Here is a 26869-nt window from a genome sequence, read left to right on the forward strand (position 1 = left end):
CGCGGCCGCCCTGCGACAAAGCCCGCCCCATCGATCACGCCACACGCCAACCGCGAGAATCCGCCGTGAACCCTGCGACCGAGATGCCACGCTTGCTGCGCTCCGCACCCGCCCGCCTGCGCGCGGCCCTGCTGCTGTTCTGCGCCGGGCTGGCGCTGTCGGGCTGCGCGCTGACGCGCGGGGAACCGACCATCACCTATGACCTGGGCCCGGCCGTTGCCACCGGAGCGGCCTCCGGCAGCGGGAACCCTGCGCCCGCAGCGCTGCCCAAACTGCGCGTGGCGCAGACCGACGGGCCCAACTGGCTGGAAGGCAATGCGCTGTTCTACCGGCTCCAGTACGCCCAGGCGCAGCGCCTGCAGGCCTATGCCACGCAGCGCTGGGTGATGTCGCCCACGCGCCTGTTCGACGAACGCCTGCGCGAGGCCGTGGCCGCGCGCGGCACGCTGGGCTGGTCCGGCGACAGCAGCGTGCCGGCGCTGAAGGTGGACCTGCTCGAGTTCGACCAGGTGTTCGACAGCGCCACCACCAGCGAGGGCGTGGTGCGGCTGCGCGCCACCGTGTACCGGCACGGCATGCTCGGCCAGCAGACCTTCGAGGCGCGCCGGCCCGCGCCCAGCGCCGACGGTGCCGGCGGCGTCAAGGCGCTGGCCGAAGCCAGCGATGCCGTGATTGCCGCGCTGCTCGACTGGATCGGCACGCTGCAGCTAAAGTAAAGCAACAGGAGATTTGCCATGGAGCCGGCTCCCCCGCCGCTCTCCGCGCCGCCGCCGGCGGCTGTGCCAGCACCACCCGCGACCGCGCCGCAGCACTCGCCGCTGGCGCGCGTGGGGCTGCTCTGCTTCACGCTGCTGGTGATCTATGCCAGCCTGTACCCGTTCTCCGGCTGGATCGACAACGGCATCTCGCCCTTTGCCTTCGTCAGCGCGCCCAAGCCGCGCTATATCACCGACTTCGACCTGCTGACCAACGTGCTGGGGTATTTCCCGTTCGGCGCGCTGGTGGTGCTGTCGCTGCATCCGCGCGTGTCGGGCGGGCGCGCCACGCTGGTGGCGCTGGTGGCCGGCGCCTTGCTGTCGGCGTGCATGGAGGCCTTCCAGACCTGGCTGCCCAGCCGGATCTCGTCCAACATCGACCTGATCACCAATGCGCTGGGGGCACTGCTCGGCGGCGCCGTGGTGGCGCCGTTCACGCGCGCGCTGATCGATGACGGACGGTTGACGCGGCTGCGCCATGCCTGGTTCGAGCCGCATGCCAGCTTCGCCATCATCCTGCTGCTGCTGTGGCCGTTCGCGCAGGTGTTCCCGCAGGAGCACCTGTTCGGCATGGGCGGCATCGTGCGCGAATGGCTGACCGACCCGGAATCCTGGCCGATGCAGGTGCTGCAGATGGTGTTTCCGCAGCTAGAGGCGTGGCAGGACCATATCGGCCTGCGGCCCGAGGACATGCAGAGCCAGCAGTTGCTGGAATCGCTGGTGACCGCCAGCAGCTGGATCGGCACCGGCCTATTCGCCTCGGTGGCGATGCGCCGCAGCGCGCCGATGCTGCGCATCCTGGCGGGGCTGCTGGCGGCGGCGCTGCTGCTCAAGGCGACCGCGGCCGAGCTGCAGTTCCCGACCGAAAGCGCCTTCGTCTGGCTGTCCGAGGGCGGGCGCTTCGCACTGCTGACCAGTTCGCTGGTGCTGGCGCTGCTGCTGTACCTGCCGCGCTGGCTGCGCGCGGTGCTGGCGATGGCGGCGCTGATCGTGCTGGTGGCGCTGACCAATGTGCTGCCGTCCAACCCCTACGCGTGGATCTCCGAACAGGGCTGGCGCATGGGCCGCTTCATCCACTTCAACAGCCTGGCGCAGTGGCTCGGCTGGCTGTGGCCGTTCCTGGCATTCTGCTATGTGATCTGGCGCTTCGAGCAGGTCAGCCTGCGCCGCCATGCGATGAAGAAGGCCGCGGCGCGCCGCGAGGCGGCCGCGGCCAAGCTGCAGGAGTAAGCCGGCGCGGATTGCGCGCCGACATGCGCGCCGGGGCTCAGTGCAGCTGCCCGCCCTGTTCGCGCACGTCGGCGCGGGTCGACAGCGCCGTCGCCACCGCGGTGCGCAGGCCCTTCACCAGGGTCTCGTGCGCCAGGCTCGGCTGGCCCGGATGGCGCGTGGCCTGCTCGGGCAAATACGGAATGTGGATAAAGCCGCCGCGCACCGCGCCGTCCGGCTGCCGCGCCAGCCGGTGCATCAGCCCGTAGAACACATGGTTGCAGACGAAGGTGCCGGCGGTCTGCGACACCGCCGCCGGCACGCCGGCAGCGCGCATGTCGCGCACCATCGCCTTGATCGGCAGCGTGGCAAAGTAGGCGGCCGGGCCGCCGGCGACGATGGCGGTGTCGATCGGCTGTGCGCCGGCGTTGTCGGCAATGCGCGCATCGTCGACATTGATCGCCACGCGCTCGACCGACATCTCGGCACGCCCGCCGGCCTGGCCGACGGCAATCACCACGGTCGGCCGCAGCGCATCGAGCAGTTCGGCGATCGCATCGATCGCCGCGCCGAATACGCACGGCAGCTGGCGCGCGACGATCACCGCGTCGCCGACGCGTTCCCCGTCGAGCGCGCGCACGGCTTCCCACGACGGGTTGACCGGTTCATCCTCGAACGGCTCGAAGCCGGTCAGCAGCACGGTAGTCATGGCGGGTCTCCTGCGCTTACATCAGCCAGTACAGCAGCACGATATTGGCCGCCAGGATCGCCAGCGCGGTCGGCACCTGCGCGCGGATCACGGCGTTCTTGTCGTCGAGCTCCAGCAGCGCCGCCGGCACGATATTGAAGTTGGCCGCCATCGGCGTCATCAGCGTGCCGCAATAGCCCGAGAACATGCCGATCGCTGCCATCACCGCCGGATTGCCGCCGAACATGCCGACCAGGATGGGCACGCCGACGCCGCCGGTCATCACCGGGAAGGCAGCGAAGCCATTGCCCATGATCACCGTGAACAGCGCCATGCCGACGCAATAGACCGCCACCGCCACCAGCTTGTAGTCCAGGTTGATATAGGCGGTGGTCAGGTGCGCCACGGCCTTGCCCACGCCCGCGTCGGCAAACACCAGCCCCAGCATCGCCAGCATCTGCGGCAGCACCAGCGCCCAGCCCAGCGACTCGGTCAGCCGGCGCGATTCGCGCAGGCCTTGGGCCACGGTGTCGCGCGTAAGCCAGCACACCACCGCCAGCGAGATCAGGCAGCCGATCCCCAGCGAAACGAAGGTGACGTTCTTGGGATCGAGCAGCGGCACGCCGGCGATCCTGACATCCTTGAACAGCATGGTGCCGATCACGGTCACCAGCGGGATCAGCAGCGCCGGGATGAACAGCTTGTTGCCGAGGCGGCTGGCACTGGCACGGCGCTCGGCCTCGGGCAGGCTTTCGTGCTTGCCGTGGCCGACGCCGCCGAAGCCGGCGATCAGCGCCATCACCACCGCGCCGATGCCGACCGCGGCCGGCGGCAGCCGGTCGCCGGCCAGGAACACGATCGCGTACAGCAGCCAGAACAGGCCGGTGCTGAGGCGGCGCGGATGGGCGCGGTCGGTGAAGGTCATCAGCGCGGTGATGGCCAGCACCAGGCCGGCGAGCCAGTACAGGTACTCGATCGAAATGATCATGGCGCGCTCCTTACTCGGCGCTCTGCGCAGGCACGGCGGCGCGGGCGGCGTGGGCGGAGTTGCCGCCCAGCTCGCGCTCTAGCCAGCCGTCCAGGCGCTTGAGCCGCACGGCATGGATCAGGAAGGCGCAGATCGCGGTGGGGATGCCCCACACGGCGATATGCAGCGGCTCGACCTCGATGTTCGACGACAGCAGGAAGGTATGCATCAGCGCGATCGCGCCGAACGCGACGAAGATGTCCTCGCCGAAGAACAGGCCGACGTTGTCGGTGGCGGCGCAGAAGGCCAGCACGCGCTGGCGCACCGGCTCGGGCAGGTGGCCAAAGCGGTTCTCGGCCGCGCCTTCGGCCATCGGCGCCAGCAGCGGGCGCACCATCTGCGGATGGCCGCCGAGGCTGGTCAGGCCGATCGCCGCGGTCAGCTCGCGCACGCCCAGGTAGACGATCAGCAGGCGCCCGACCGTGGCCGAGGCAATGCGCGCGATCCACGCCTGCGCATGCTCGCGCAGCCCGTGGCGCTCCAGCAGGCCGATCACCGCCAGCGGCAGCAGGATGATCAGCGGCAGGTTGCGCGCCTTGACGAAGGCGGTGCCGATCGCGGAGAAGATCTGCATCAGCGGCATCGGCGCGGCGAGCCCGGTGGCCAGCGCGGCGAGCACCACCACCAGCATGGGATTGAAGCGCAGCACGAAGCCGACGATGATGACGCCGACCCCGACAAGGGGCCAGAGATTGACTGCCTGTTCCATGGAAACACCAAACGAAGATAGCGAAGGCGCGCGGACAGCAGCCGTCGTGACGCGTGACGGGGCAGGCCGCGTGGGGAGAATGCCGGCGTGAAGGCGGAAAAACGCGCTCAGTCGCCGGCGCGGATCGCGATGCCTTCAGCGCCCAGCCGTTCCCGGATGCGGCGCGCAAAGGCCAGCGCGTGGGCGCCGTCGCCGTGCAGACACACGGTTTCGGCCTGAATCGGTACCCAGGTGCCGTCGATGGCGCGCACGCGCTGCTCGCGCACCATGGTCAGGGTCTGGTCCAGGGCGACTTCCTCGTCCTCGTGCAGCGCGCCCGGCGTGCCGCGCTTGACCAGCGTGCCGTCGGGGTTGTAGCCGCGGTCGGCAAAGACCTCCTGCTTGACGCGCAGGCCGGCCTCCTTGGCCACGTCGATCATCTGGCTGCCGGCCAGGCCGAAGAACACCAGGTCGGCGTCGAAGTCGCGCACCGCGCGCACGATTGCGCGCGCCAGAGCCGGATCGCGCACGGCCTGGTTGTACAGCGCGCCATGCGGCTTGACGTGGTGCAGCACCGCGCCCTGCGCGCGCACGATCGCGGCGAGCGCGCCGATCTGGTACAGCACGTCGGCGTAGACGTGTTCCGGGTCGCGCTGCATCTCGGTGCGGCCGAAGTTCTCGCGGTCCGGATAGCTCGGGTGCGCGCCGATCGCCACGCCATGCGCCAGCGCCCACTTCACCGTCTGCACCATGGTGGCGGCGTCGCCCGCGTGCCAGCCGCAGGCGATATTGGCGGAGCTGATCAGCGCCAGCAGCGCCTCGTCATTGCCACAGCCTTCGCCAAGATCCGCGTTCAAATCGATCTGCATTGCCATTCTCCTGTGCGGCGCCCGGGCGCCTTGCTTATGCTGCCGCCCGCGTGCGGGTACGCCGCCGCGCGGCAATGGGCATGCCATCGCCCTGCCACCGCAGCGCCTGCTCGATCTGCCGCAGGTAGCGTGCCAGCTCGTCCTGCGCCACCTGCGCCTGCGCCAGCGTGACCTGCACGAAGCGCACCGGCGCGCCCAGCGGCACCTGCGCCAGCCGCCACAAATCCGCTTCGATCACCACGCCGATCTTGGGATAGCCGCCGGTGGTCTGCGCATCGGCCATCAGCGCGATCGGCTGGCCGCCCGGCGGCACCTGCATCACGCCCGGCATCACGCCGTGCGAGAGCAGGTCGGCGCTGCGCTCGGGGCGCCGCGCCAGCGCCGGGCCAGCCAGGCGCAGGCCCATGCGGTTGCTGTTGGGCGTGACGGTCCAGTCGGCCTGCCACAGCGCGGCCTGCGCGGCCGCGTCGAAATCCTCGTATTCCGGCCCCGGCAGCATGCGGATCGCCGTGGCCTTGCCTTCGACCGCGGCGGGCAGCGCCCACGCCGGCGCCTGCACGCCGATCCAGTCGGTCTCGGCATCCAGTCCCGGCCGCCCCGCGGGCAGGCGGTCGCCCTCCTGCAGCGCGCGGCCGCCCAGCCCGCCGAAGCCCGACTTCAGGTCGGTGCTGCGCGAACCCATCACCGGCTCGACCGCAATGCCGCCCGCCACGCACAGGTACACGCGCGTGCCGCCGCGCGTCGACGGCAGCGTCAGGGTCTCGCCCTTGTGCGCGTCGAACGCATGCCACGACCACACCGGCATGCCGTCCAGGTTGGCGCCGCATTCGGCGCCAGCCAGCGCCACGCGCATATCGGCATGGAAGCGCACGGCGGCGCGTCCCAGCGTGAATTCAATGGCGGCGCAGCCGGGCGCATTGCCAAGCAGGCGGTTGCCGACTTCCACCGCCAGCATGTCCATGGCACCGCAGCGGCCCACGCCAAAACGGCGGAAGCCGGTACGGCCCAGGTCCTGCACCGAGGCCAGCGCGCCCGGACGAAGGATCTCGATCACGCGATGATTTCCTCGGCGACAAAGCGCACGGTATCGCCGGGCGCGAACAGGGACGGCGGATCGCGATCCGCCACGAAGAGCTCGGCGTCGGTGCGCCCGATCAGCTGCCAGCCGCCCGGCAGCACCGCCGGATAGATGCCGGTCTGCTCGCCGCCGATGCCGACCGACCCGGCCGGCACCGCCAACCGCGGCTCGCGCCGGCGCGGCGTGGCCAGTTCCGGCGCCAGCCCGCCCATGTAGGCAAAGCCGGGCTGGAAGCCGAGGAAGTAGACCACGTACTCGCCCGCCGCATGGCGGCGCACCACTTCCTGCGGCGTCAGGCCGGTATGCGCGGCGACGTCGCCCAGGTCCGGGCCATGCTCGCCGCCGTAGCGCACCGGGATCTCGACCAGCTTGCCGGTCGCATTGCGCGCCTCGCCCGAGGCCCACGCCAGCTTCAGGTTGCGCTCGAGCGCGTCGACGTCGGCACTGCCGTCGAAGATCACGGTCAGGTTGTTCATGCCCGGCACCACGTCGACCACGCCGCGCCAGTCCGCGGCGCGCGCGGCCATGGCCCAGATGCGGCGCTGGACTGCCAGCGATGCGGGCGGTGCGACGCTGTACAGCAGCGCCTGCTCGGCAAGTCGGTGGACGGTGCAGTTCATGAGATTCCCGGTAGCGCACTTGCTAGCCAGTGTAGGCAGACAAGCCGGAATGTGACGTCTTTGTATTTCATCGATAATTTATCGATGAATTCATCATATCGAAATGGACCGGGCGGGGACAGTCGGGGTTGACCCTAGGAGGGCGCAGGTCGGCGGGTGGGCGGCGCTAATCGGCGGGAGTAGGATTAAATCCTACCGATGGGAGATCGTCATGCGAACCACGCAACAATTGAGCGTCACGCTGCCGACCGAGATGGCTCAGGCGGTCAAGGACAAGGTGCGGTCTGGCGAATATGCCAGTGAGAGCGAGGTCATCCGCGATGGCCTGCGTGCATTGCTGGCACGTGACCGGGCCGTGGACGCGTGGCTGCTGCAGCAAGTTGGCCCTGCCTACGATGCGCTCCAGACCGATCCGTCCCGTGCCGTGACCGCGGATGACGTTCGTGCTCGTCTGGCTGCCAGACAGGCTGGGAAAGCCAAAGGCCGATGAGAATCTTGACGACGACCAGTGGCGCCTGGCCAAGAGGCGGGCACGAGCGAAAACAAAAACGGCCGGGGAATCCCCGGCCGTTTCTTATTCCCAATCAACCTGCTCAGGCAAACCCGGCCTGATGCGCCTGCTGGTCGGCGTGGTAGGAGCTGCGCACCATCGCGCCCACGGCGGCGTGGGTGAAGCCCATCTTGTAGGCCTCTTGCTCGAACATCTTGAAGGTGTCGGGATGCACGTAGCGCAGCACCGGCAGGTGGTGGTTCGACGGCGCCAGGTACTGGCCGATGGTCAGCATGTCGATGTCGTGCGCGCGCATGTCGCGCATGACTTCCAGGATTTCCTCATCGGTCTCGCCCAGGCCGACCATCAGGCCGGACTTGGTCGGGACGTTGGGGTTGCGGCGCTTGAACTCCTGCAGCAGCTTGAGCGAGTGCGCGTAGTCGGCGCCCGGGCGGGCCTGCTTGTACAGGCGCGGCACGGTTTCCATGTTGTGGTTCATCACGTCGGGCGGGCACGCCTGCAGGATGTCCAGCGCCTTGTCCAGGCGGCCGCGGAAGTCGGGCACCAGCACTTCGATGCGGGTGCCGGGCGACAGCTCGCGGGTCTGCGAAATGCAGTCGACATAGTGCTGGGCGCCGCCGTCGCGCAGGTCGTCGCGGTCGACGCTGGTGATCACCACGTAGTTCAGCTTGAGCTGGGCGATGGTGCGGGCCAGGTTGCCCGGCTCGTTCACGTCGAGCGGATCGGGGCGGCCGTGGCCGACGTCGCAGAACGGGCAGCGGCGCGTGCACTTGTCGCCCATGATCATGAAGGTGGCCGTGCCCTTGCCGAAGCATTCGCCGATATTCGGGCAGCTGGCTTCCTCGCACACCGTCACCAGGTTGTTGGCGCGCAGGATGTCCTTGATCTCATAGAAACGCGAATTGCCGGTGGCGGCCTTCACCCGGATCCAGTCCGGCTTCTTGAGCTTCTCGGCCGGCACGATCTTGATGGGGATGCGCGCGGTCTTGTCGGCCGACTTCTGCTTGCGGGTCGGGTCGTACTGCTCCGCGGGGGACTGCGGGGCTTCGCTGGAAGCTGCGTTCGGGGCGATCAGTGCGTCGCTCATACATTTCTCCGCACGCGCTCGGCGTGCATTTCGCTTTTGACTAGGAGGCCAGGGCCGGGGCGGCAGCTTCTTCGGCCGCCAGCACGCGAGCTTCGTGCGCTGCCAGCACCTCGCACAATGCAGCCGCCAGGCGCTGTGCGATCTCGGGTTGTGTTGCCGCGGTCACGGGCACCGGGGCGCCGTCGGCATCCGCCACCGGGCAGGTGGCGCCCGCGCTGGCCATGTCGACCGTTTCCAGTCCGGCATAGCCGCAGGGATTGATGCGCAGGAACGGCGACAGGTCCATCTGCACGTTGAGGCTGACGCCGTGGTAGCTGCAGCCGTTGCGGATCTTGAGGCCGAGCGCGGCAATCTTGGCGCCCTGGTGCGGCCCGCCGGACAGGTAGATGCCGGGGGCGCCGGGCTTGCGTTCGGCTGCGAGATTATACGCCGCGAGCGTGTCCAGCACGGCTTGCTCGATGCCGTGCACCAGCTCGCGCACCATCAGCCGGCGGCGGCGCAGGTCCAGCAGCAGGTAGGCCACCACCTGCCCCGGGCCGTGATAAGTGATCTGTCCGCCACGGTCGATTTGCACCACGGGGATCCGCTCGTCCGGAGCCAGCAGGTGCGCGGGGTCGCCCGCCTGGCCCAGCGTGTAGACCGGCGGATGCTCGACCAACCAGACCTGGTCAGGCGTCTCGGGGGTGCGTGCGGCGGTGAAGGCGCGCATCGCGTCGAAGCACGGCTGGTAATCCTCTCGGCCGCGTTCGATGATCTGAATCGGATGCATGGCGAGAGTGTAACGAAAAGGGCCGGCTTGCGCCGGCCCCGAACCTGGCCCATTCAGCGTGCGCGCGGCGGGCAACCGTCCGATGCGTCACGCGACCAGACCAGGCGCAGATGGCCCCGGTCCCCGGGCGCTGCGGACGTTGCCTCGCCCGGCTCCGCGTCAGGAGGCGGTGACCCGGTCCTGGTTAGGCGTCCACTCCGTGCCTCGAACCAGGCGGCGCAGGCTGCGATACACCAGGTGCGGCAGGTCGGCCAGCGCCAGCGCCGGGCGGCGGGCCTCGGCAATCAGCGCCAGGCGCACCGGGTTCAGGGCGCGCGGGTCGATGCTGAGCACCACCTCGTCACCCGGGCGCAGCAGCAGGCTGCCGCCACAACGCAGCCAGTAGTCCTCCGAATCGTTCTCGCGGGTCAGCCAGACATCGGTGCCGCGGGCCTCGGCAATATGGAGGCGCTGGGCCGCATGCACCGACAGCGTGGTGACTTCGCCAGGATTCAGGGTGAACTCGGTCGTTGTGAGCACGGTTTTCATGGTGGTTCTCCGTTCAGCCGGCCCTGGCGGGGATACGCCAGACGCAGTACGGATTCGCGGCGGGACGCCGGAACTGGCCCGGCAAAGGGACCAGGCCAGTGAAATCCAGCGAATATCGTCGTGAGTAGGAGGCAACTGCGGGGGCCGGTGATGGAATATTAGTGATTGCCCGACCACTATCAAAACGATATATTTTCTTTGTTCTTGTTAGCCAATCTCACATAACCCCGATCGTCTGGAGGCGGCCATGGCCTGGAAAAGCGCCTGGGAGAAAGACCTGCCGCGCGGCTGGCACCGCGAATTGCCGCGCCTGCCGGCGCTGACCGCGCTGCGCGCGTTCGAAGCCGCGGCGCGCCACGAGAGCTTCTCGCGTGCGGCCACCGAGCTGTTCGTCACCCACGGCGCGGTCAGCCACCAGATCCGCGCGCTGGAAGAGGAACTGGGCATGCCGCTGTTCGAGCGCCACGGCAAGCGCGTGGCGCTGACCCCGGCGGGCCGGCTCTATGCCGAGCGCGTACGCGACGCGCTGCTGCAGATCGCCGATGCCACGCGCGCGCTGCAGGCCGGCAACCGCGACAAGCGCCTGACCATCAGCACCATGCCATCGTTCGCCGCGCGCTGGCTGACGCCGCGCATCGGCAGCTTTATCGAGCGGCATCCGGAACTCGATGTCGAGCTGCTGTCGTCGAACACACTGGTCAACTTTGCGCACGAAGAGGTCGATATCGCGCTGCGCATGGGCAGCGGCGACTATCCCGGCCTGTATGTGGAACGGCTGCTCGACGACGTGTTCTTCCCGGTGTGCAGCCCCGCCTTCAACGGCGGACGGCTGCCGGAGCGGCCGCAGGACATGGCGGGCATGCCGTTGCTGCGCGGCGAGGGCGATCCGTGGAAGCCGTGGTTCGAGGCCGCCGGGCTGGACTGGCCCGAGCCGCGCAAGGGCCTGCTGCTGGAAGATTCGTCGCTGCTGCTGCAGGCCGCCTCGGAAGGCCAGGGCATCGCCCTGATCCGCTCTTCGCTGGCGTGCAACGACCTGCTGTCGGGGCGCGTGGTGCGGCTGTTCGACGTCAGCATTCCGTGCCCGTGGCTGCTGTACTTCGTGTGCGCGCCGGGCTCGCTGAACCTGCCCAAGGTGCAGGCGTTCCGCGGCTGGCTGCTGCCCGAGATCGAGCGCTTCCGCGAGGTGCTGGCGCAGTGGGAGTGAGTCAGTCTTCCGGGGTGGCGTCGATCTGCCCCGCGCCTTCGGCGGCATCGACCGACGGTTTCGCACGTGCGCGGCCGGCGCGGGGGTGGGCCTTGTCGTAGACCTTGGCCAGGTGCTGGAAATCGAGCGCGGTGTAGACCTGCGTGGTCGAGATGCTGGCGTGGCCCAGCATCTCCTGCACCGCGCGCAGGTCGCCGGAAGACTGCAGCATGTGCGTGGCAAACGAATGCCGCAGCATGTGCGGATGGACGTCGGCCGGCACCCCGGCGCGCAGCGCCTGCTGCTTGAGCCGCAGCTGCACCGTGCGCATCGACAGGCGCCGTCCGCGCGGGCCGAGGAACAGGGCATTGGCGTCCTCGGGCGCTGCGCCCGGCCGCAGCAAGCCGTCGCGCACCGCGAGCCAGGCCTGCAGCGCGGCGACGGCCTTGCTGCCGACCGGCACCGAGCGCCGGCGCGAACCCTTGCCGGTCACGGTCACCTGGGCGCCGGCCAGGTCGAGCCAGCCGCTGGAGCGGTAGCCGTCGGCATCGGCATAGCGCAGGTCCAGCTGCACCAGCTCGGACAGCCGCAGCCCGCTCGAGTAGAACAGTTCGTAGACGGCCTGGTCGCGCAGCGCCTCGGCATCGGTGCCGGCAGGGTGCGCCACCAGTGCCACCGCGTGCTCGACCGACAGCGCCTTGGGCAACGCGTGCCCGGAGCGCGGCGCGCGCACGCCGTCGACCGGATTCACGCTCACGCCATGGCCATGGCGCGCCGCCCACAGATAGAAGCCGCGCCATGCCGACAGCGCGCGCCCGATGCTGGTGCCGACCAGCCCGGCGGCATGCAGCCGTGCGGCGAAATGGCGGATATGGTGGGTCTGCAGCGCCAGCAGCGCGACGCCCGGCGCATGCTGTGCCGCGTGCGCCTGCAGCACGCGCAGTTCGCGCGCATAGCCCGACAGCGTGTGCTCGGCCAGCTTGCGGCTGCCGCGCAGCCAGTCGAGGTAACGCGTGACCAGCGGGTCTTGTGGCGGCGCTTCGGCGGCGGCGGGAGTGGGCGGCGCGACCGCGTCGCGCGGCGGCCGGCGTGCAGTCATGGCGTCATGCTTGGAACCGCGGCTTCAGTCGCGCAGCCGCTTCAGCGCGGCACCCGCGACCTCGCCGATCTGCGACAGGTAGGCGGTGCCCATGCCGTCATGGAAGCGGCGGGGATCGGGCGAGCCCAGCACCAGCAGGCCAAAGGCGGCGCCGCGCACGTCGGCGCCGGCCTCGGCTTCGCCGGCGCGCAGCGGCACGCGCAGCGTCACCATCGCCAGCGAGGTGATATCGTCGCGCTCGAGCAGGCTGGCCGCCTCGAAGCCACTGTTGCTACCGCAGTACGGCGCACGCAGGCCCTCGGCAAAGATGCGCAGGTCTTCGCTGGCGCCCTGCGCGACTTCCATGTGCGCGTACTGTTCGGCGACATCCCACAGCCTGAGTGCCACCGCCGGCACGTCGAACACCTGCTGCAGGCCGTCCTGCACCGCATACGGCAGCGCGTGCGAATCGGCCTCGGCCAGCAGGCGCAGTTGCCAGTCGTGCAGGCGCTGCTGGGTGCGGTCGTTCTCGTGGCCATGGCGGACCAGGTCCGCCAGGCGCAGCTCCAGGCCCTTGTTCTTCTCGCGCAGGATTTCCATCTGGCGCTCCTGCAGCGACACGGCGCGATGGCTGTGCGGGCTGGTCAGCTGCACCGCGGCCAGCAGCTCGGCATGCTCTTCGAAGAATTCGGGATGGCTCTGCAGGTAGGCGGCGACGTCTTGGGCGTTCATGGGGCGTGGACCGGTAGAGGTAAAGTGGGTGGCAGTTTAGCAAAGCGGTCGTGACGGGCGCGGCGAAAACGCTCGAGCCCGCGCTGGCGGGCTCCCTCTCCCGCAAGCGTGAGAGGGGAGCAACCTTGCCTACGTCTGGATCAGCCGCTTCTGCCGCGAAATGCTCATCAAAATCCCGATGCCCGCGCCCAGCGTTACCAGCGCGGTGCCGCCGTAGCTCAGCAGCGGCAGCGGCACGCCCACCACCGGCAGGATGCCGCTGACCATGCCCATGTTGACGAAGGCATAGGTAAAGAAGATCAGCGTGATCGATCCCGCCAGCAGCCGCGAGAACAGCGTCGGCGCATTGGCGGCGATAAAGAGCCCGCGGAAGATCAGCAGCAGGTACAGCACCAGCAGCACCGCGTTGCCGATCAGGCCGAACTCTTCTGAATACACCGCGAAGATAAAGTCGGTGTGCTTCTCGGGGATGAACTCCAGGTGGGTCTGCGTTCCCTTGAGCCAGCCCTTGCCCTCGACCCCGCCCGAGCCGATCGCGATGATCGACTGGATCGTGTGGAAGCCCTTGCCGAGCGGATCGCTGGTCGGGTCCAGCAGCGTGCAGACGCGGTGCTGCTGGTAGTCATGCAGCACCGGCCAGTTCACGCCCGGCGCGCACATGTCGTTCTGGAACGTGATCAGCAGCGTGATGGCGACCACCAGGATCCCCATCAGCGGCAGGATCAGCTTCCACGACAGCCCGGCGAAATAGATCACGTACAGGCCCGCGGCCATCACCAGCAGCGCCGTGCCCAGGTCGGGCTGCTTGGCGATCAGGCCCACCGGGATCAGCAGCAGGCCCAGCGCGACGATGAAGTCGAACCAGCGGATCACGCCCTCGCGCTTCTGGAAGTACCACGCCAGCATCAGCGGCATCGAGATCTTCATGATCTCGGACGGCTGGATCACCATGCCGACATAGAGCCAGCGGCGCGCGCCCTTGCGGATCAGGCCGAACATGGCCACCGCGATCAGCAGCGCCACCCCCACCGTATAGATCGGCACCGCCACGCGCATCAGCGTCTGCGTCGGCAGGTAGGCGATCACGAACATCACCACGTACGACAGCAGGATGTTGCGCAACTGGTCCTCGACCCGGCCCGGCATGTCGATGGCGGCCGAGTACAGCGCCACGATGCCGGTGGCGAACAGCAGGAACACGATCAGCGAGAGCGGCTTGTCAAAACCGGTCAGCGCGGTCTTGACCAGGGACATGACGCGGCGTCGATCCATGCGCGTCTCCTTCAGCGAGTGGCGTCGGCCCCGCTGGCTGCCTTGGCAGCCACGGGCCTGACGCGTGGTTTGGGTGCGGGCGCCTTGGCCGGCACGGCCGCCGCCGAGGCCGGCGCGGGGGCCTGCGGCTTGCTGTGGCCCAGCGCCTGCAGCATGCGCTGGTCCAGCGTCTGCACCGCCGAGGCCGGGGCGATGGCGTCGGGGTCGAGCATCGCGGCGATCGCCTCCGGCGTCGGCACCTGCGCGGCCGAGGCCGCCGCCACCGCGCTGGCGTCGGCGCCGCTGGCCGGTGCGCCACCACTGGACATCACCGTGGCGCTGGCAATGCTGGCGGTCTGGCCGGTGGTGAACACGCTCGGCGTATCCACCGGCGCGCGGCCGGCGACACGCTCGCCTGCGGGCGGCGCGATCGCCTCGAGCTCGGCGGGCCACTTGCCGGTCAGGTAGTAGTCCATCACCTTGCGCGCGATCGGCGCTGCCACCGCGGCGCCGAAGCCGGCGTTCTCGACGATCAGCGCGATCGCGATCTTGGGGTTGTCGGCCGGCGCGAAGGCGGTGTACAGCGAGTGGTCGCGCTTGTGCTCGGCGAGCGCATGGTGGTTGTACTTCTCGCCCTTGGACAGGCTGTAGGTCTGCGCCGTGCCGGTCTTGCCGGCGGACTCATAGGCGGCGCCGGCAAACACGCGCGCGGCCGTGCCCGAGTGCGTCACCGCCACCATGGCGCGCTTGATCACGTTGATGTCGGCCTGCTTGAACGGGATGGTGTAGCTTTCCTTGGGCACGGTCAGCGTGCGCTTGCGCGTGACCGCGTCTTCGATGGCCTTGACCAGGTGCGGCTTCATCACCTTGCCGTCGTTGACGATCACCGAGGTGGCCTGCGCCAGCTGCAGGATGGTGAAGCTGTTGTAGCCCTGGCCGATGCCCAGCGAGATGGTCTCGCCCTCATACCACTTCTGCTGCTCGGGCTTGCGGTAGGCCTTGCGCTTCCATTCGGTCGACGGCAGGATGCCGCGGCTTTCGCCTTCGATGTCGATGCCGGTGATCTGGCCGAAGCCGAGCGGCTTCATGAAGTCATGGATGCCGTTGACGCCCATGTCGCGCGCCAGCGCGTAGTAATAGGTGTCGCACGAATGCACGATCGAGCTGTGCATGTCGACCCAGCCGTGGCCGCCCGGCTTGTCGTCGCGGAAGGTGTGGTTGCCCAGCGTGAAGTAGCCGGGGTCGGACATGCCCCACGCCGCGGTGCGCTTGCCGGTGGTCAGCGCGGCCAGCGCCATGAACGGCTTGTAGGTCGAGCCCGGCGGGTAGGTGCCGCGGAGGGGCCGGTTCAGCAGCGGCTTGTCGGGCGAGCCGTTGAGCTCGTTCCAGGTATTGGTGTCGATGCCCTCGACGAACAGGTTGGGGTCGAAGGTCGGCTTGGAGACGAAGGCCAGGATGTCGCCGGTGGACGGCTCGATCGCCACCAGCGCGCCACGGCGGTTGCCATAGAGCGCCTCGGCCAGCTGCTGCAGGCGGATGTCGAGCGACAGGATCAGGTTGTTGCCGGGCGTGGCGGGCGAGGTCGACAGCGTGCGGATCGGACGCCCGCCGGCGCTGACTTCCACTTCCTCGAAGCCGGTCAGCCCGTGCAGCTCGCTCTCGTAGCTCTGCTCCAGGCCGATCTTGCCGATGTAGTTGGTGCCCTTGTAGTTGTCGGCATCCTTGCGCGGGTCATACCTGGCGCCGTCGGCATCGTTGGCCACGTCCATGGCCTCGATGCGCTCCTGATCGCGCTGCGAGATCCGGCCCAGGTAGCCAACCACGTGCGAGGCCGACTCGCCCAGCGGGTATTGGCGGAACAGCCGTGCGCGCACGTCGACGCCGGGAAAGCGGAAGCGTTGCGCGGAGAAGCGCGCCACCTCGGCATCGGTCAGCTGGCTGCGGATCGGCAGGCTTTCGAAGCTGCGCGATTCCTCCATCAGCCGCTTGAAGCGGCGCCGGTCGCGCGGCTGGATCTCGACCAGGCCGGACAGGCTCTCGATGGTGTTGTCGAGCGTATCGGTCAGCTTGGACGGGGTAATCTCCAGCGTGTACGCCGAATAGTTGCGCGCCAGCACGATGCCGTTGCGGTCCATGATGATGCCGCGGTTGGGCTCGATCGGCGCCACCGAGATGCGGTTGTCCTCGGCCTTGGCCGAGTACTGGTCATGCTTGTACCACTGCAGCCACAGGAAGCGCGAGAACAGCAGGCCGAAGCAGATCACCGTAAACAGCGCCGCGGCCGCCACGCGGATGCGGAAGCGGCCGATTTCCAGTTCGACGTTGCGGATTTCGGTCATGGTACTGCGTGGCCTGGAGAAATCGGGGGTGGACGATGGCGGGCGATGGTAATGGCGAGGGCGGCGTCAGATCGGCCGGGTCTCGTCGACATCGGTCGAGCGGCGCTGCGGCGCCAGCAGCAGGCTGGTGGCGAGCGGCCACAGCAGTGCCTCGATCGCCGGCGCCAGCAGCAGCGGCCAGCCGGGCAGCGGCGCCCCCATGGCCAGCCTGATCAGCACCGGCACCGCGTGCGCGATGAACAGCAGCGGCAGCACGTGCAGCGCCTGGGTATAGACCGTGAACCACAGCACGCGGCGGTGGATGGTGATGGCGAAGTAGGCCAGCAGCGTGTACGCCAGCGCGTGTTCGCCCAGCAGCCGGGCATCGTGCACGTCCATCAGCAGGCCCAGCAGGAAGGCCACGCCCATGCCCACCTTGCGCGGCTGGTGGATATTCCAGAACACCAGCACCAGCGCCACCATGTCCGGGATCCACAGCGTGGTGCCCCACGGCATCAGGTTGAACAGGAACGCCAGCACGAAGCTGAAGGCGATGAAGGCCGGGTTGACCGGCCGCAGCAGGTATTGGGGATTGGTCACCGTGTTGCCTCCTTGGCGGGCGCGGCCTTGCCGGCCGCGGCGCTGTCGGCGGCGGCGCGCGCCGCGGCGGACTTGGCGCCCTTGACCGGCGCCTCCGGCCGGGCCTCGACCGCTTCGCGCGCCGGGATGGCGGCGTCGTAGCGCACCACCAGCAGCTGGCGGTGCGCGCGCACGCCGGCCACCGGCTCGCAATAGACGCGCGAGAACGCGGTATCGGCCTTGCGCTCGATCTGCACGATCCTGGCCACCGGCAGGCCCGGCGGATAGGTGCCGTCCAGGCCCGAGGTCACCAGCAGGTCGCCCTGCTGCAGGTCGGCGGCGGCGGCCATGAAGCGCAGGTCGAGGTGGCCGGCGCGCGCGCCGCCGAAGGCCACGCTGCGCAGGCCGTTGCGCACCACCTGCACCGGAATCGCCTGGTCCTTGTCGGTCAGCAGCGTCACCTCGGACTGGAACGGCGACACGCGCGTGACCTGCCCCACCACGCCGCGCTCGTCGATCACCGGGTAGCCGGCGCGCAGGCCGTGCTGGCTGCCCTTGTCGATCACGATGCGCTGGCTGTAAGGGTCGCGCGCGTCATACAGGATCTCGGCCGCCGTCACCGGCGTGGCCGACTGCTGCGCCAGCCCGAGCAGCTTGCGCAGCTGGTTGTTCTCGGCCTCGAGCTGCGCCTGGCGCACCGACGCCTGCGCCTGCTGCACCGCGTTCTGGCGCAGCTCGCGGTTCTCGGTGGCGAGCGTCGCCGACGACTGGGCGTAGTCGAACATGGTGCGCAGCGCGTCGCGCGGCGCCAGCACCAGGCGCTCGACCGGCATCAGCACGGTGGCGGCCACCTGCCGGCCCACGCGCAGCGCGTCGAAACGGGCGTCGACCACCAGCAGCGCCAGCGCGATGCCCACGTACAGGACCAGCCTGGCGACGGCCGAGGTGCCTTGCTTGAAGAGCGGCGGAGGGGAGTAATCCATTTACCCGAACAAAGGCCGGAGGCCACGCGGAAACGCCCCGCCGCCCGCCTTGCCGCACCCAGGCCCCTGGCGGGGACAGGCGCGGCACGGTCGGGCGGCGGGAGCTGCCAGGGCCGGGCCCCGGCGGATGCGGCGCCGCGACGCCGCCATGATCGGTCGATCCGGCAGGCCGCGCATCGCCACGTGAGCGTCCTTCTTACTCGTAGGAGAAGATGCTGCCGAGCTTGTCCATGCGTTCCAGCGCCATGCCGGAGCCGCGCACCACGCAGGTCAGCGGGTCTTCGGCGACCAGCACCGGCAGGCCCGTTTCTTCCGCCAGCAGGCGGTCCAGGTCGCGCAGCAGCGCGCCGCCGCCGGTCAGCATCATGCCGCGCTCGGCGATGTCGGCGCCCAGTTCGGGCGGGGTCTGTTCCAGCGCGATCTTGACCGCCGACACGATCTGGTTGAGCGGATCGGTCAGCGCTTCGAGGATTTCGTTGGACGACACCGTGAAGGCGCGCGGGATGCCCTCGGACAGGTTGCGGCCCTTGACTTCCATCTCGCGGACCTCGGAGCCCGGGAAGGCCGAGCCGATTTCCTTCTTGATCGCCTCGGCGGTCTGCTCGCCGATCAGCATGCCGTAGTTGCGGCGGATGTAGTTGACGATGGCCTCGTCGAACTTGTCGCCGCCGACGCGCACCGAGCCCTTGTAGACCATGCCGCCCAGCGAGATGATGCCGACCTCGGTGGTGCCGCCGCCGATATCGACCACCATCGAGCCCGACGGCTCCGACACCGGCAGGCCGGCGCCGATCGCGGCCGACATCGGCTCCTCGATCAGGTAGACCTGGCTGGCGCCGGCGCCCAGCGCCGATTCGCGGATGGCGCGGCGCTCGACCTGGGTCGAGCCGCACGGCACGCAGATGATGATGCGCGGGCTCGGGCGCAGCAGCTTGCTGTCATGCACCATCTTGATGAATTGCTTGAGCATCTGCTCGGTCACGGTGAAGTCGGCGATCACGCCGTCCTTCATCGGGCGGATCGCCTCGATATTGCCCGGCACCTTGCCCAGCATCTGCTTGGCTTCCTTGCCCACTGCCGTGATGGTCTTCTTGGCGTTGGGGCCGCCCTCCTGGCGGATCGCGACGACCGAGGGCTCGTCCAGCACGATGCCCTTGTCGCGCATGTAGATCAGCGTGTTGGCGGTGCCGAGGTCGATCGCCAGGTCGTTGGAGAAGTAGCTGCGGAGAAATCCGAACATCAGGAATCCTGTCTGTGATGGTGTTCGCGGGTAGGCGAAGCGGCCGGCGCCGCGAGCGGCCCGGCCACGAAATGGGTTGTGTTGCGTTGAATACGGAATGGTTCTCGGCTTCCCGCTCCGCCCGCCGCCCGGACCGGAGGCTGTCCGGCCGGATGGGAACGGGTTCGGCACCGCCGGCGCACCGCGCGCGCCGGCCCTACGGGAACCTTTGATTAGACCCCGCCGAAAAGTTCGCGGAAATGTGCAGGCGCCGGCGCATCATGCTGGCTGTCGCGCAGCATGCGGGGACCGGCGGCAAGGCCTAATCAGAGGACCCAGGTTTGCCCTTCGGGCGCCTTCGGACACCGGGCGCGGAGGCGCCGGCCGCAGGCCATGTGGCGTAGGCGTTGCCAAAGGTCGGTAACTCGCAATGATACCTTATAATTCTGGCGACTTCGGGCGTTTACAGCCTGAAAATACCTGCAATTCTGACGACTGCGGGGTGTCCTTCCGGCGCCTGCGGTCAGGCTGCGGGCCACACGACGCAGCGGCACCGCAAGCCAGCTGCCGGCGCAGCCCGCGCCGCCCTTCGTATCCCAGTATCCGAGCATCCGAGCATCGACCCACCACGCCATGGCCCTCGACCTATCCGACGTCAAGCGCATTGCCCACCTCGCCCGCATCGAAACCAGCGATGACGAGGCCGCCCAGACGCTTGCGCAGCTGAACAACTTTTTCTCGCTGGTCGAGCAGATGCAGGCGGTCGATACCACCGGCATCGAGCCGCTGGCGCATCCGCTGTCGGCGGTGCGCGACATGGTCCAGCGCCTGCGCGAGGACGTGGTCACCGAAGCCGACCGCCGCGCCGACTACCAGCGCCCCGCGCCGGCCACCGAAAACGGCCTGTACCTGGTGCCCAAGGTCATCGAATGACCCTTGCCCCGGCCCGTGCCGCCGCGCGCCACGGTCGCCCGCCAGTACCACACCCCTGATGCCAACCGACTGTCATGCCCTTTTCCGCTGATTCCGTGACTTCCCTGCGCCAGCTTGCCGACGCCCTGGCCGCGCGCACCGTCTCCGCCGAGGAACTCGCGCGCGAGTACCTGGCCCGCATCGAGCAGGCCGCCGCGCTCAACGCCTTTATCCACGTCGATGCCGAGCTGACCCTGGCCCAGGCCCGCGCCGCCGACGCACGCCGCGCGCGCGGCGAGGCCGCGCCGCTGACCGGCGTGCCGGTCGCGCACAAGGATGTGTTCGTCACGCGCGGCTGGCGCGCCACCGCCGGCTCGAAGATGCTGGGCAACTATGAAAGCCCGTTCGACGCCACCGTGGTCGAGCGCATGGCCGCCGCCGGCATGGTCACGCTGGGCAAGACCAACATGGACGAATTCGCGATGGGCTCGTCCAACGAGAACTCGCATTTCGGCCCGGTGCGCAACCCCTGGGACGCCAGCCGCGTGCCCGGCGGCTCGTCGGGCGGCTCGGCCGCGGCGGTCGCCGCCGGCCTCGCGCCCGCCGCCACCGGCACCGACACCGGCGGCTCGATCCGCCAGCCGGCATCGTTCTCGGGCATCACCGGCATCAAGCCGACCTACGGCCGCGTGTCGCGCTACGGCATGATCGCCTTTGCCTCGTCGCTGGACCAGGGCGGCCCGATGGCCCACACCGCCGAGGACTGCGCGCTGCTGCTCAACGCCATGGCCGGCTTCGACCCGAAGGACTCGACCAGCATCCCGCCCGCGCAGGGCGGCGTGGACGAGGACTACACCCGCCTGCTGGGCCAGCCGCGCGCCGGCGCCACCGCCGAGCGCCCGCTGGCGGGCCTGCGCATCGGCCTGCCGAAGGAGTACTTCGGCAAGGGCCTGGCGGCCGACGTCGAGCAGGCCGTGCGCGCCGCGCTGGCCGAGTACGAGAAGCTGGGCGCGACGCTGGTCGAGGTGTCGCTGCCCAAGACCGAGCTGTCGATCCCGGTGTACTACGTGATCGCGCCGGCCGAGGCCTCGTCCAACCTGTCGCGCTTCGACGGCGTGCGCTACGGCCACCGCGCCGCCGAATACCGCGACCTGCTCGACATGTACAAGAAGACCCGCGCCGAAGGCTTTGGCGCCGAGGTCAAGCGCCGCATCATGGTCGGCACCTACGTGCTGTCGCACGGCTACTACGACGCCTACTACCTGCAGGCGCAGAAGATCCGCCGCATCATCGCCGACGACTTCCAGCGCGCCTTTGCCCAGTGCGACGTGATCATGGGCCCGGTGGCGCCGACGGTGGCGTGGAAGCTGGGCGAGAAGACCTCGGACCCGGTGCAGATGTACCTGGCCGATATCTTCACGCTGTCGACCAGCCTGGCCGGGCTGCCCGGCATGAGCGTGCCGTGCGGCTTCGGCGCGGGCAACATGCCCGTGGGCCTGCAGCTGATCGGCAACTACTTCGACGAAGCGCGCCTGCTGCAGGCCGCGCATGCGTTCCAGCAGGCGACCGACTGGCACCTGCGCCGCCCGGCCAAGGCCTGACCATGACCCGCTCCCTACTCCGCCTGCTTGCCGCCGCCGCACTTGCCGCGCTGGTGGCGGGCTGCATCCAGCTGCCGATCATCGGCAAGCCCACGCCCATCGCCAGCCGCGACATCGACCTGGCCGGGGACTGCCGCCGCACCGAGGAAGACGGCTTCCGCGAAGACGCGCAGCTGCGCATTGCGGACAACAGCGTGCAGCAGTTGTCGTGGAAGCTGTGGGTCGGCAAGCGCGGCTCGTGCAGCTTCAACCTGGCGGATTTCCGCCAGGTCCAGAAGAAGCCGCATATCGAGCTGCGCGCCAACGATGGCAGCGGCTGCAAGCTGATGGTCTGGCAGGACCCGCGCCGCGTCACGCTGGCGCACGCCAACTGCCAGCAGCGCTGCACCCCCGGCATCTATGAAGAGGCCTGGCCGGTGATGTTCGAGCCGGGCACCGGCGCGTGCGCCCGCACGCGCTGAAGCTACTTCAGCCACCGAAGCCACAGCAGCCGGCCATGGTCCACGCCCACATCCCTCCGCAACACGCGCCGCGCGCCGCCCGTCCGGCGGGCGCGTGGCTGCGCGCCGCGGTGGCGCTAGGCCTTAGCGCGTGGCTGGCCGGCGCCGCGGCGCATACGCCAGACCTGCCGGCTCCCGCGCTGGACGCGCCGGCACCGCTGACGCCGGCGGGCGTGCTGGCGCCAAACGCCGTGAGCCGGGCCGCGCCCGCCTCATCGGCAGCCGCGGCCGCGGCAACCAAAGCGGCAATCGCACCCGTGCCCGCGCAACGGGTCCAGCTGCGCGGCGATGCCGCCACGCCGGCGCTGACCGCCTACTGGTTCCTGCCGCGCGAAGGCACCACGCCGCGCGCGCTGCCGGTGGTGGTGGCGCTGCATGGCTGCGGCGGCCTGCTGGCGCAGCGCGCCGCGCGCGACGGCAGCACCGCCGCAACGGGCACCGACACCACAGATGTTGCCGCGCTGCTGCAGCAACGCTACCGCGAATACGCGCACTGGCTCACCGAGCGCGGCTACGCGGTGCTGATGCCAGACAGCTTCAGCGCGCGCGGCAAGCCGCACGGCATCTGCGCCGAGCCCATCGACAACCGCGCCATCGACGACCGCACCCGCCGCGCCGACGCGCTCGCCGCGCTGCGCTGGGTGGCGCAGCAACCCGCCGTGGACGCGTCGCGCATCGTGCTGCTGGGCTGGTCGAACGGCGCGCAGGCGGTGCTGGCCACCGTCGACGCCAGCCGCCCGTGGCCGGCCGGCACGCCGCTGGTCGAGCGCGCGGTGGCGTTCTATCCGGGCTGCAAGCGCGCGGTGCAGCAGCACAGCTTCCGCCTGCGCTCGCCGCTGCTGCTGATGATCGGCGGCGCCGACGACTGGACCCCGGCGACCCGCTGCGCCATGCTGCAGAGCGCGGTGCAGGCGCGCCAGCCCGGCGCGCGCTTCCGGCTGGAGATCTACCCCGGCGCCTATCACGGCTTCGACGGCACCAGCGAGCTGCATCGGCGCACCGACGTGCCCGCCGCCGCCATGCGCAAGGGCCAGAGCGTTACCGTCGGCGGCGACGCGGTGGCGCGCGTGGCCGCGCTGGCGCAGCTCGACTCCTGGCTGGCCAGTCCCGACCCCTGACCGCCACGCAAGACCAGACAGAACACCGGGGCGGCGCTGCCGCTCCCTCGCAACAGACAACACCGAAAGAACCGAACAGGAATACCGCCATGCAATGGGAAGTGGTGATCGGCCTCGAAACGCACGCGCAGCTGTCGACGGCCTCCAAGATTTTTTCCGGCACCTCCACCGCCTTCGGCGCCGAGGCCAACACGCAGGCATCGCCGGTGGACCTGGCGCTGCCGGGCGTGCTGCCGGTGCTCAACCAGGGCGCGGTCGAGCGCGCGATCCAGTTCGGCCTGGCGATCGGCGCCACCATCGCGCCGCGCAGCGTCTTTGCGCGCAAGAACTACTTCTACCCCGACCTGCCCAAGGGCTACCAGATCAGCCAGTACGAGATCCCGGTGGTACAGGGCGGCACCATCACCATCCAGGTCGAGGGCAAGCAGGGCGAGTCCTACGAGAAGACCGTCAACCTGACGCGCGCGCACCTGGAAGAAGACGCGGGCAAGTCGCTGCACGAGGACTTTGCCGGCATGACCGGCATCGACCTGAACCGTGCCGGCACGCCGCTGCTGGAAATCGTCACCGAGCCCGACATGCGCAGCGCCGCCGAGGCGGTGGCCTACGCCAAGGCGCTGCATTCGCTGGTGGTGTGGCTGGGCATCTGCGACGGCAATATGCAGGAAGGCAGCTTCCGCTGCGACGCCAACGTGTCGGTGCGCCCGCTCGGCCAGAAGGAATTCGGCACCCGCCGCGAGATCAAGAACCTGAACTCGTTCCGCTTCCTGCAACAGGCCATCGAATACGAGGTGCAGTGGCAGATCGCCGAGATCGAGGACGGCCGCAAGATCCAGCAGGCCACCGTGCTGTTCGACCCGGATACCGGCGAAACCCGCGCCATGCGTACCAAGGAAGACGCGCACGACTACCGCTACTTCCCCGACCCGGACCTGATGCCGCTGGAGATCGACGCCGGCTGGATCGAGCGCGTGCGCGGCGAACTGCCGGAGCTGCCGGCGGCGATGCAGGCGCGCTTTGTCTCGCAATACGGCCTGTCGGCGTACGACGCCACCATGCTGACCGCGACCAAGGCCTATGCCGCCTACTTCGAAGCCGTGGTCGCCGGCGCGGGCAACGCCAGCGCCAAGCCCGCCGCCAACTGGCTGATGGGCGACGTGGCCTCGCAACTGAACCGCGAAGGCATCGCCATCGACGCGGCCCCGGTCACGCCGGCGCAACTGGCCAAGCTGCTCACGCGCATCGCCGACGGCACGGTGTCGAACAACACCGCCAAGAAGGACGTGTTCCCGGCCATGTGGGCGGGCGAGCACGGCGGCGACGCCGACGCCATCATCGCGGCCAAGGGCCTGAAGCAGATGTCCGACAGCGGCGAGCTGGAAAAGATCATCGACGACGTGCTGGCCGCCAATGCCAAGTCCGTCGAGGAATTCCGCTCCGGCAAGGAAAAGGCGTTCAACGCGCTGGTCGGGCAGGCGATGAAGGCGACCAAGGGCAAGGCGAATCCGGCGCAGGTGAATGAGTTGCTGAGGAAGAAGCTGGGGTGAGGCTCCAGTCCTGTCTATCCCGCTTGTTTGCTCCCCTCTCCCGCTTGCGGGAGAGGGGCGGGGGGAGAGGGCAGGCGCTGGCATACCACAAGCATGACTTCGTATGACGCTCCGGCCCTCTCCCCAACCCTCTCCCGCAAGCGGGAGAGGGAGCACGCCAACGGTCCACTAAGGCGTTGCATACACCGATACGCCCGTCACATCCCCGCCCTCCCCCTCACCGTCTCCTCCAGCAAAGACCTCAGCTTCGCCAGCGCCCCCGGATCCCCGTGGGCCGCGGAGCGTGCGTACCAGATCTTCGCCTGCTCGAGATCCCGGTCGACCACGCCGGGCTCGCCACGCTCATAAAAGCTGCCGACGATGTACTGCGCGCCGCCATTCCCCGCGCTCGCCGCGCGCTGGTACCACGCAAACGCCTGCGCGTAGTCGCGCGGCACGCCGCGGCCGGTGAAGTAGTTCGTCGCCAGTTCCATCTGCGCCTGCACGTGGCCGCCCTGCGCCGCGCGCTCGTACCAGCGATTCGCCTCTTCCAGCGATTTCGGCACCAGCTGGCCGCGCTCGTACAGGTCGCCCCAGGTGTATTGCGCGTGGGTCATGCCGTTGTCGGCCGCCTTGCGCAGCCACACCAGCGCCTCCTGCGGCTGCGCGGCAGTGCCCTCGCCGCGCAGCAGCATCATCGCGTAGTTGAACTGCGCGAGGCGGTTGCCCTGGCGCGCGGCGGTGGAGAAACCCCGCAGGGCCTCGTCGAAGCGGCCGGACTCGTAGGCTGCGACAGCGTCACGGGTCTGCGCCTGCGCCGGAGCGGGCGGCTGCGGTGCCGCGGCGGCGGGTGGCAACACCAGCCACGCGCAAAGCGCGCCGGCCAGCAAGGCGGCATGCGGGAAACGGGCTTTCGACATGGCGGACTCCGGCGCGGGGCCTTCTTTGCTTCAGTGTAGGAGTCCGCCGAGGTGCCCGGTAGCGACCGGATTATCTACGCGAATAATCAACCGGCGGAAAATTCCCGATCCGATCATTCGTCGCACCAATAAACCAAAACCCTGGCTCAGATCCACCCCGCGCGGTGCAGCCGCCGCCACAGCGCGCCGCAGGCCACCGCGGTCACGCCGATCACCGCCGGATAAGCGTAGTGGACCTTCAGCTCGGGCATGAAATCGAAGTTCATCCCGTACAGGCTGAACACCACCGTCGGGATCGCCAGGATCGCGCCCCAGCCGGCGAGCCGCTTGACCACTTCGTTCTGGCCGACGGTCACCAGCGCCAGGTTGACCTGCACCGCCGTGGTCAGCATTTCACGCACCACGTCGAGCGTGCGCACCAGCCGGCTGGCGTGGTCCTCGATATCGCGGAAGTAGGCGCGCAGCTCCTTCGGCACCAGTTCCTCATGCAGCCGGATCAGCTGGCCGCACATGTCCTCGACCGGGCTGACCGCATTGCGCAGGCGCAGCACCTGGCGCTTGACCTGGTACAGGCGCTCGATCGCGGCGCGGTCGAACTCGTCGCGGAAGATGCCCTGCTCGAGCGCCTCGAAGTTGTCCTCCAGGCGCGTGACGATGGGCAGGTAGTGGTCGACGACGAAGTCCATCAGCGCGTACAACACATAGCCAGGCCCGTTGGCCAGGCCGTGCGGATCGTGTTCGCAGCGCTCGCGCACCGGCGTATAGGTGCTGCTGGCCCCATGGCGAACCGAGACCACGTAGTTGGGGCCGACGAACAAGTGGGTCTCGCCGACCACGACTTCGTCCTGCACCAGCTGCGCGGTGTTGAGCACCACGAACACGGAATCGCCGTAGGCCTCGAGCTTGGGCCGCTGGTGCGCGTTGGTCGCGTCTTCGACCGCGAGGTCGTGCAGGCCGAAGGCCTGCTGCGCCTGCCGCAGCAGCGCCAGGTCGGGCTCGTGCAGGCCCAGCCAGACGAAGGTGCCAGGCACCGCCAGCACCGTCGGGATCTCCTCCATGCCCACCGTGCCGAGCCGCTTGCCCTGCCGGTAGGCCACGCAATTGACGATGGCGCCCATGG

The 26869-nt window shown here is 69.2% G+C and carries 27 protein-coding genes; 9 read left to right on the forward strand and 18 right to left on the reverse strand.

Annotated features, from left to right (window positions below; translation table 11 throughout):
• Positions 1 to 65 precede the first annotated feature (65 nt).
• Positions 66 to 716, forward strand: coding sequence for an ABC-type transport auxiliary lipoprotein family protein (locus C7416_RS19975; protein ID WP_404851325.1), 651 nt, complete (start codon positions 66 to 68; stop codon positions 714 to 716).
• An 18-nt stretch (positions 717 to 734) separates the two neighbouring features.
• The gene (locus tag C7416_RS19980; protein ID WP_111520541.1) at positions 735 to 1985 is read left to right on the forward strand and encodes a VanZ family protein; all 1251 of its coding nucleotides are present in this window, start codon (positions 735 to 737) and stop codon (positions 1983 to 1985) included.
• A gap of 37 nt (positions 1986 to 2022) precedes the next feature.
• Here C7416_RS19980 and pcp read toward each other — a convergent pair whose 3' ends face one another.
• The 6 genes from pcp to pxpB form a co-directional block, all read right to left on the reverse strand.
• Entirely contained in the window at positions 2023 to 2673 is a 651-nt protein-coding gene (gene pcp / locus C7416_RS19985; RefSeq protein WP_111520542.1) for a pyroglutamyl-peptidase I, read from the reverse strand.
• Positions 2674 to 2689: 16 nt separating this feature from the next.
• Positions 2690 to 3640 (reverse strand): DUF979 domain-containing protein, encoded by a 951-nt coding sequence (locus C7416_RS19990; protein ID WP_012351412.1) that lies wholly within the window; start codon positions 3638 to 3640, stop codon positions 2690 to 2692.
• Between the two features lie 10 nt (positions 3641 to 3650).
• Complete coding sequence (locus C7416_RS19995; protein ID WP_111520543.1) at positions 3651 to 4388, reverse strand: DUF969 domain-containing protein; 738 nt, start codon at positions 4386 to 4388, stop codon at positions 3651 to 3653.
• Positions 4389 to 4495: 107 nt separating this feature from the next.
• A complete protein-coding gene (gene pxpA, locus C7416_RS20000; RefSeq protein ID WP_111520544.1) occupies positions 4496 to 5236 on the reverse strand; it encodes a 5-oxoprolinase subunit PxpA in 741 nt (246 codons plus the stop codon).
• A gap of 34 nt (positions 5237 to 5270) precedes the next feature.
• Positions 5271 to 6290, reverse strand: a complete 1020-nt coding sequence (locus C7416_RS20005) for a 5-oxoprolinase subunit C family protein (RefSeq protein WP_111520545.1) — start codon at positions 6288 to 6290, stop codon at positions 5271 to 5273.
• Entirely contained in the window at positions 6287 to 6934 is a 648-nt protein-coding gene (pxpB, locus tag C7416_RS20010) for a 5-oxoprolinase subunit PxpB (protein WP_111520546.1), read from the reverse strand. Before pxpB ends, C7416_RS20005 begins: the two co-directional genes overlap by 4 nt.
• Before the next feature lie 211 nt (positions 6935 to 7145).
• Between pxpB and C7416_RS20015 the strand changes: the two genes are divergently transcribed.
• Complete coding sequence (locus C7416_RS20015; protein ID WP_012351407.1) at positions 7146 to 7424, forward strand: ribbon-helix-helix domain-containing protein; 279 nt, start codon at positions 7146 to 7148, stop codon at positions 7422 to 7424.
• A gap of 103 nt (positions 7425 to 7527) precedes the next feature.
• Here the strand turns inward: C7416_RS20015 and lipA are convergent, their stop codons facing one another.
• The 3 genes from lipA to C7416_RS20030 form a co-directional block, all read right to left on the reverse strand.
• Complete coding sequence (gene lipA, locus C7416_RS20020) at positions 7528 to 8532, reverse strand: lipoyl synthase (protein WP_111520547.1); 1005 nt, start codon at positions 8530 to 8532, stop codon at positions 7528 to 7530.
• Positions 8533 to 8572: 40 nt separating this feature from the next.
• Positions 8573 to 9301 (reverse strand): lipoyl(octanoyl) transferase LipB, encoded by a 729-nt coding sequence (gene lipB / locus C7416_RS20025; protein WP_111520548.1) that lies wholly within the window; start codon positions 9299 to 9301, stop codon positions 8573 to 8575.
• Positions 9302 to 9460: 159 nt separating this feature from the next.
• Complete coding sequence (locus C7416_RS20030; RefSeq protein WP_111520549.1) at positions 9461 to 9829, reverse strand: DUF2917 domain-containing protein; 369 nt, start codon at positions 9827 to 9829, stop codon at positions 9461 to 9463.
• Positions 9830 to 10076: 247 nt separating this feature from the next.
• Between C7416_RS20030 and C7416_RS20035 the strand changes: the two genes are divergently transcribed.
• Positions 10077 to 11033, forward strand: a complete 957-nt coding sequence (locus tag C7416_RS20035) for a transcriptional regulator GcvA (protein ID WP_018006681.1) — start codon at positions 10077 to 10079, stop codon at positions 11031 to 11033.
• Between the two features lies 1 nt (position 11034).
• Here the strand turns inward: C7416_RS20035 and C7416_RS20040 are convergent, their stop codons facing one another.
• The 7 genes from C7416_RS20040 to C7416_RS20070 form a co-directional block, all read right to left on the reverse strand.
• Positions 11035 to 12111, reverse strand: coding sequence for a tyrosine recombinase XerC (locus tag C7416_RS20040; protein ID WP_111520550.1), 1077 nt, complete (start codon positions 12109 to 12111; stop codon positions 11035 to 11037).
• A 24-nt stretch (positions 12112 to 12135) separates the two neighbouring features.
• On the reverse strand, positions 12136 to 12822 hold the full coding sequence (locus C7416_RS20045) for a DUF484 family protein (protein WP_111520551.1): 687 nt from the start codon (positions 12820 to 12822) through the stop codon (positions 12136 to 12138).
• Between the two features lie 129 nt (positions 12823 to 12951).
• Positions 12952 to 14094, reverse strand: a complete 1143-nt coding sequence (rodA, locus tag C7416_RS20050; RefSeq protein WP_092315232.1) for a rod shape-determining protein RodA — start codon at positions 14092 to 14094, stop codon at positions 12952 to 12954.
• A gap of 11 nt (positions 14095 to 14105) precedes the next feature.
• Positions 14106 to 16412 carry a penicillin-binding protein 2 gene (mrdA, locus tag C7416_RS20055; protein WP_111520552.1) on the reverse strand — a complete coding sequence of 769 codons (2307 nt, stop codon included), beginning with the start codon at positions 16410 to 16412 and terminating at the stop codon, positions 14106 to 14108.
• A gap of 66 nt (positions 16413 to 16478) precedes the next feature.
• Positions 16479 to 16991, reverse strand: a complete 513-nt coding sequence (mreD, locus tag C7416_RS20060; protein WP_012351397.1) for a rod shape-determining protein MreD — start codon at positions 16989 to 16991, stop codon at positions 16479 to 16481.
• A complete protein-coding gene (gene mreC / locus C7416_RS20065; RefSeq protein WP_111520553.1) occupies positions 16988 to 17953 on the reverse strand; it encodes a rod shape-determining protein MreC in 966 nt (321 codons plus the stop codon). Before mreC ends, mreD begins: the two co-directional genes overlap by 4 nt.
• Before the next feature lie 196 nt (positions 17954 to 18149).
• Positions 18150 to 19193 (reverse strand): rod shape-determining protein, encoded by a 1044-nt coding sequence (locus tag C7416_RS20070; RefSeq protein ID WP_008648066.1) that lies wholly within the window; start codon positions 19191 to 19193, stop codon positions 18150 to 18152.
• 612 nt (positions 19194 to 19805) lie between these two features.
• Here C7416_RS20070 and gatC point away from each other — a divergent pair.
• The 5 genes from gatC (at position 19806) to gatB (ending at position 24850) form a co-directional block, all read left to right on the forward strand.
• Positions 19806 to 20105: an Asp-tRNA(Asn)/Glu-tRNA(Gln) amidotransferase subunit GatC gene (gene gatC / locus C7416_RS20075; protein ID WP_018006687.1), complete on the forward strand. Its 300-nt coding sequence runs from the start codon at positions 19806 to 19808 to the stop codon at positions 20103 to 20105.
• Between the two features lie 74 nt (positions 20106 to 20179).
• Positions 20180 to 21685: an Asp-tRNA(Asn)/Glu-tRNA(Gln) amidotransferase subunit GatA gene (gene gatA, locus C7416_RS20080; RefSeq protein WP_111520554.1), complete on the forward strand. Its 1506-nt coding sequence runs from the start codon at positions 20180 to 20182 to the stop codon at positions 21683 to 21685.
• 2 nt (positions 21686 to 21687) lie between these two features.
• On the forward strand, positions 21688 to 22146 hold the full coding sequence (locus C7416_RS20085; protein ID WP_111520555.1) for a hypothetical protein: 459 nt from the start codon (positions 21688 to 21690) through the stop codon (positions 22144 to 22146).
• 35 nt (positions 22147 to 22181) lie between these two features.
• Positions 22182 to 23303: a dienelactone hydrolase family protein gene (locus C7416_RS20090; RefSeq protein ID WP_111520556.1), complete on the forward strand. Its 1122-nt coding sequence runs from the start codon at positions 22182 to 22184 to the stop codon at positions 23301 to 23303.
• Positions 23304 to 23392: 89 nt separating this feature from the next.
• The gene (gene gatB / locus C7416_RS20095; RefSeq protein WP_111520557.1) at positions 23393 to 24850 is read left to right on the forward strand and encodes an Asp-tRNA(Asn)/Glu-tRNA(Gln) amidotransferase subunit GatB; all 1458 of its coding nucleotides are present in this window, start codon (positions 23393 to 23395) and stop codon (positions 24848 to 24850) included.
• A 197-nt stretch (positions 24851 to 25047) separates the two neighbouring features.
• On the opposite strand, the gene C7416_RS20100 is transcribed toward gatB, so the two are convergent.
• Entirely contained in the window at positions 25048 to 25749 is a 702-nt protein-coding gene (locus tag C7416_RS20100; protein ID WP_111520558.1) for a tetratricopeptide repeat protein, read from the reverse strand.
• 146 nt (positions 25750 to 25895) lie between these two features.
• Complete coding sequence (locus tag C7416_RS20105; protein ID WP_111520559.1) at positions 25896 to 26867, reverse strand: magnesium and cobalt transport protein CorA; 972 nt, start codon at positions 26865 to 26867, stop codon at positions 25896 to 25898.
• Positions 26868 to 26869 lie beyond the last annotated feature (2 nt).

The organism is Cupriavidus phytorum, assembly GCF_003254285.1.
Lineage (GTDB): Bacteria > Pseudomonadota > Gammaproteobacteria > Burkholderiales > Burkholderiaceae > Cupriavidus > Cupriavidus phytorum.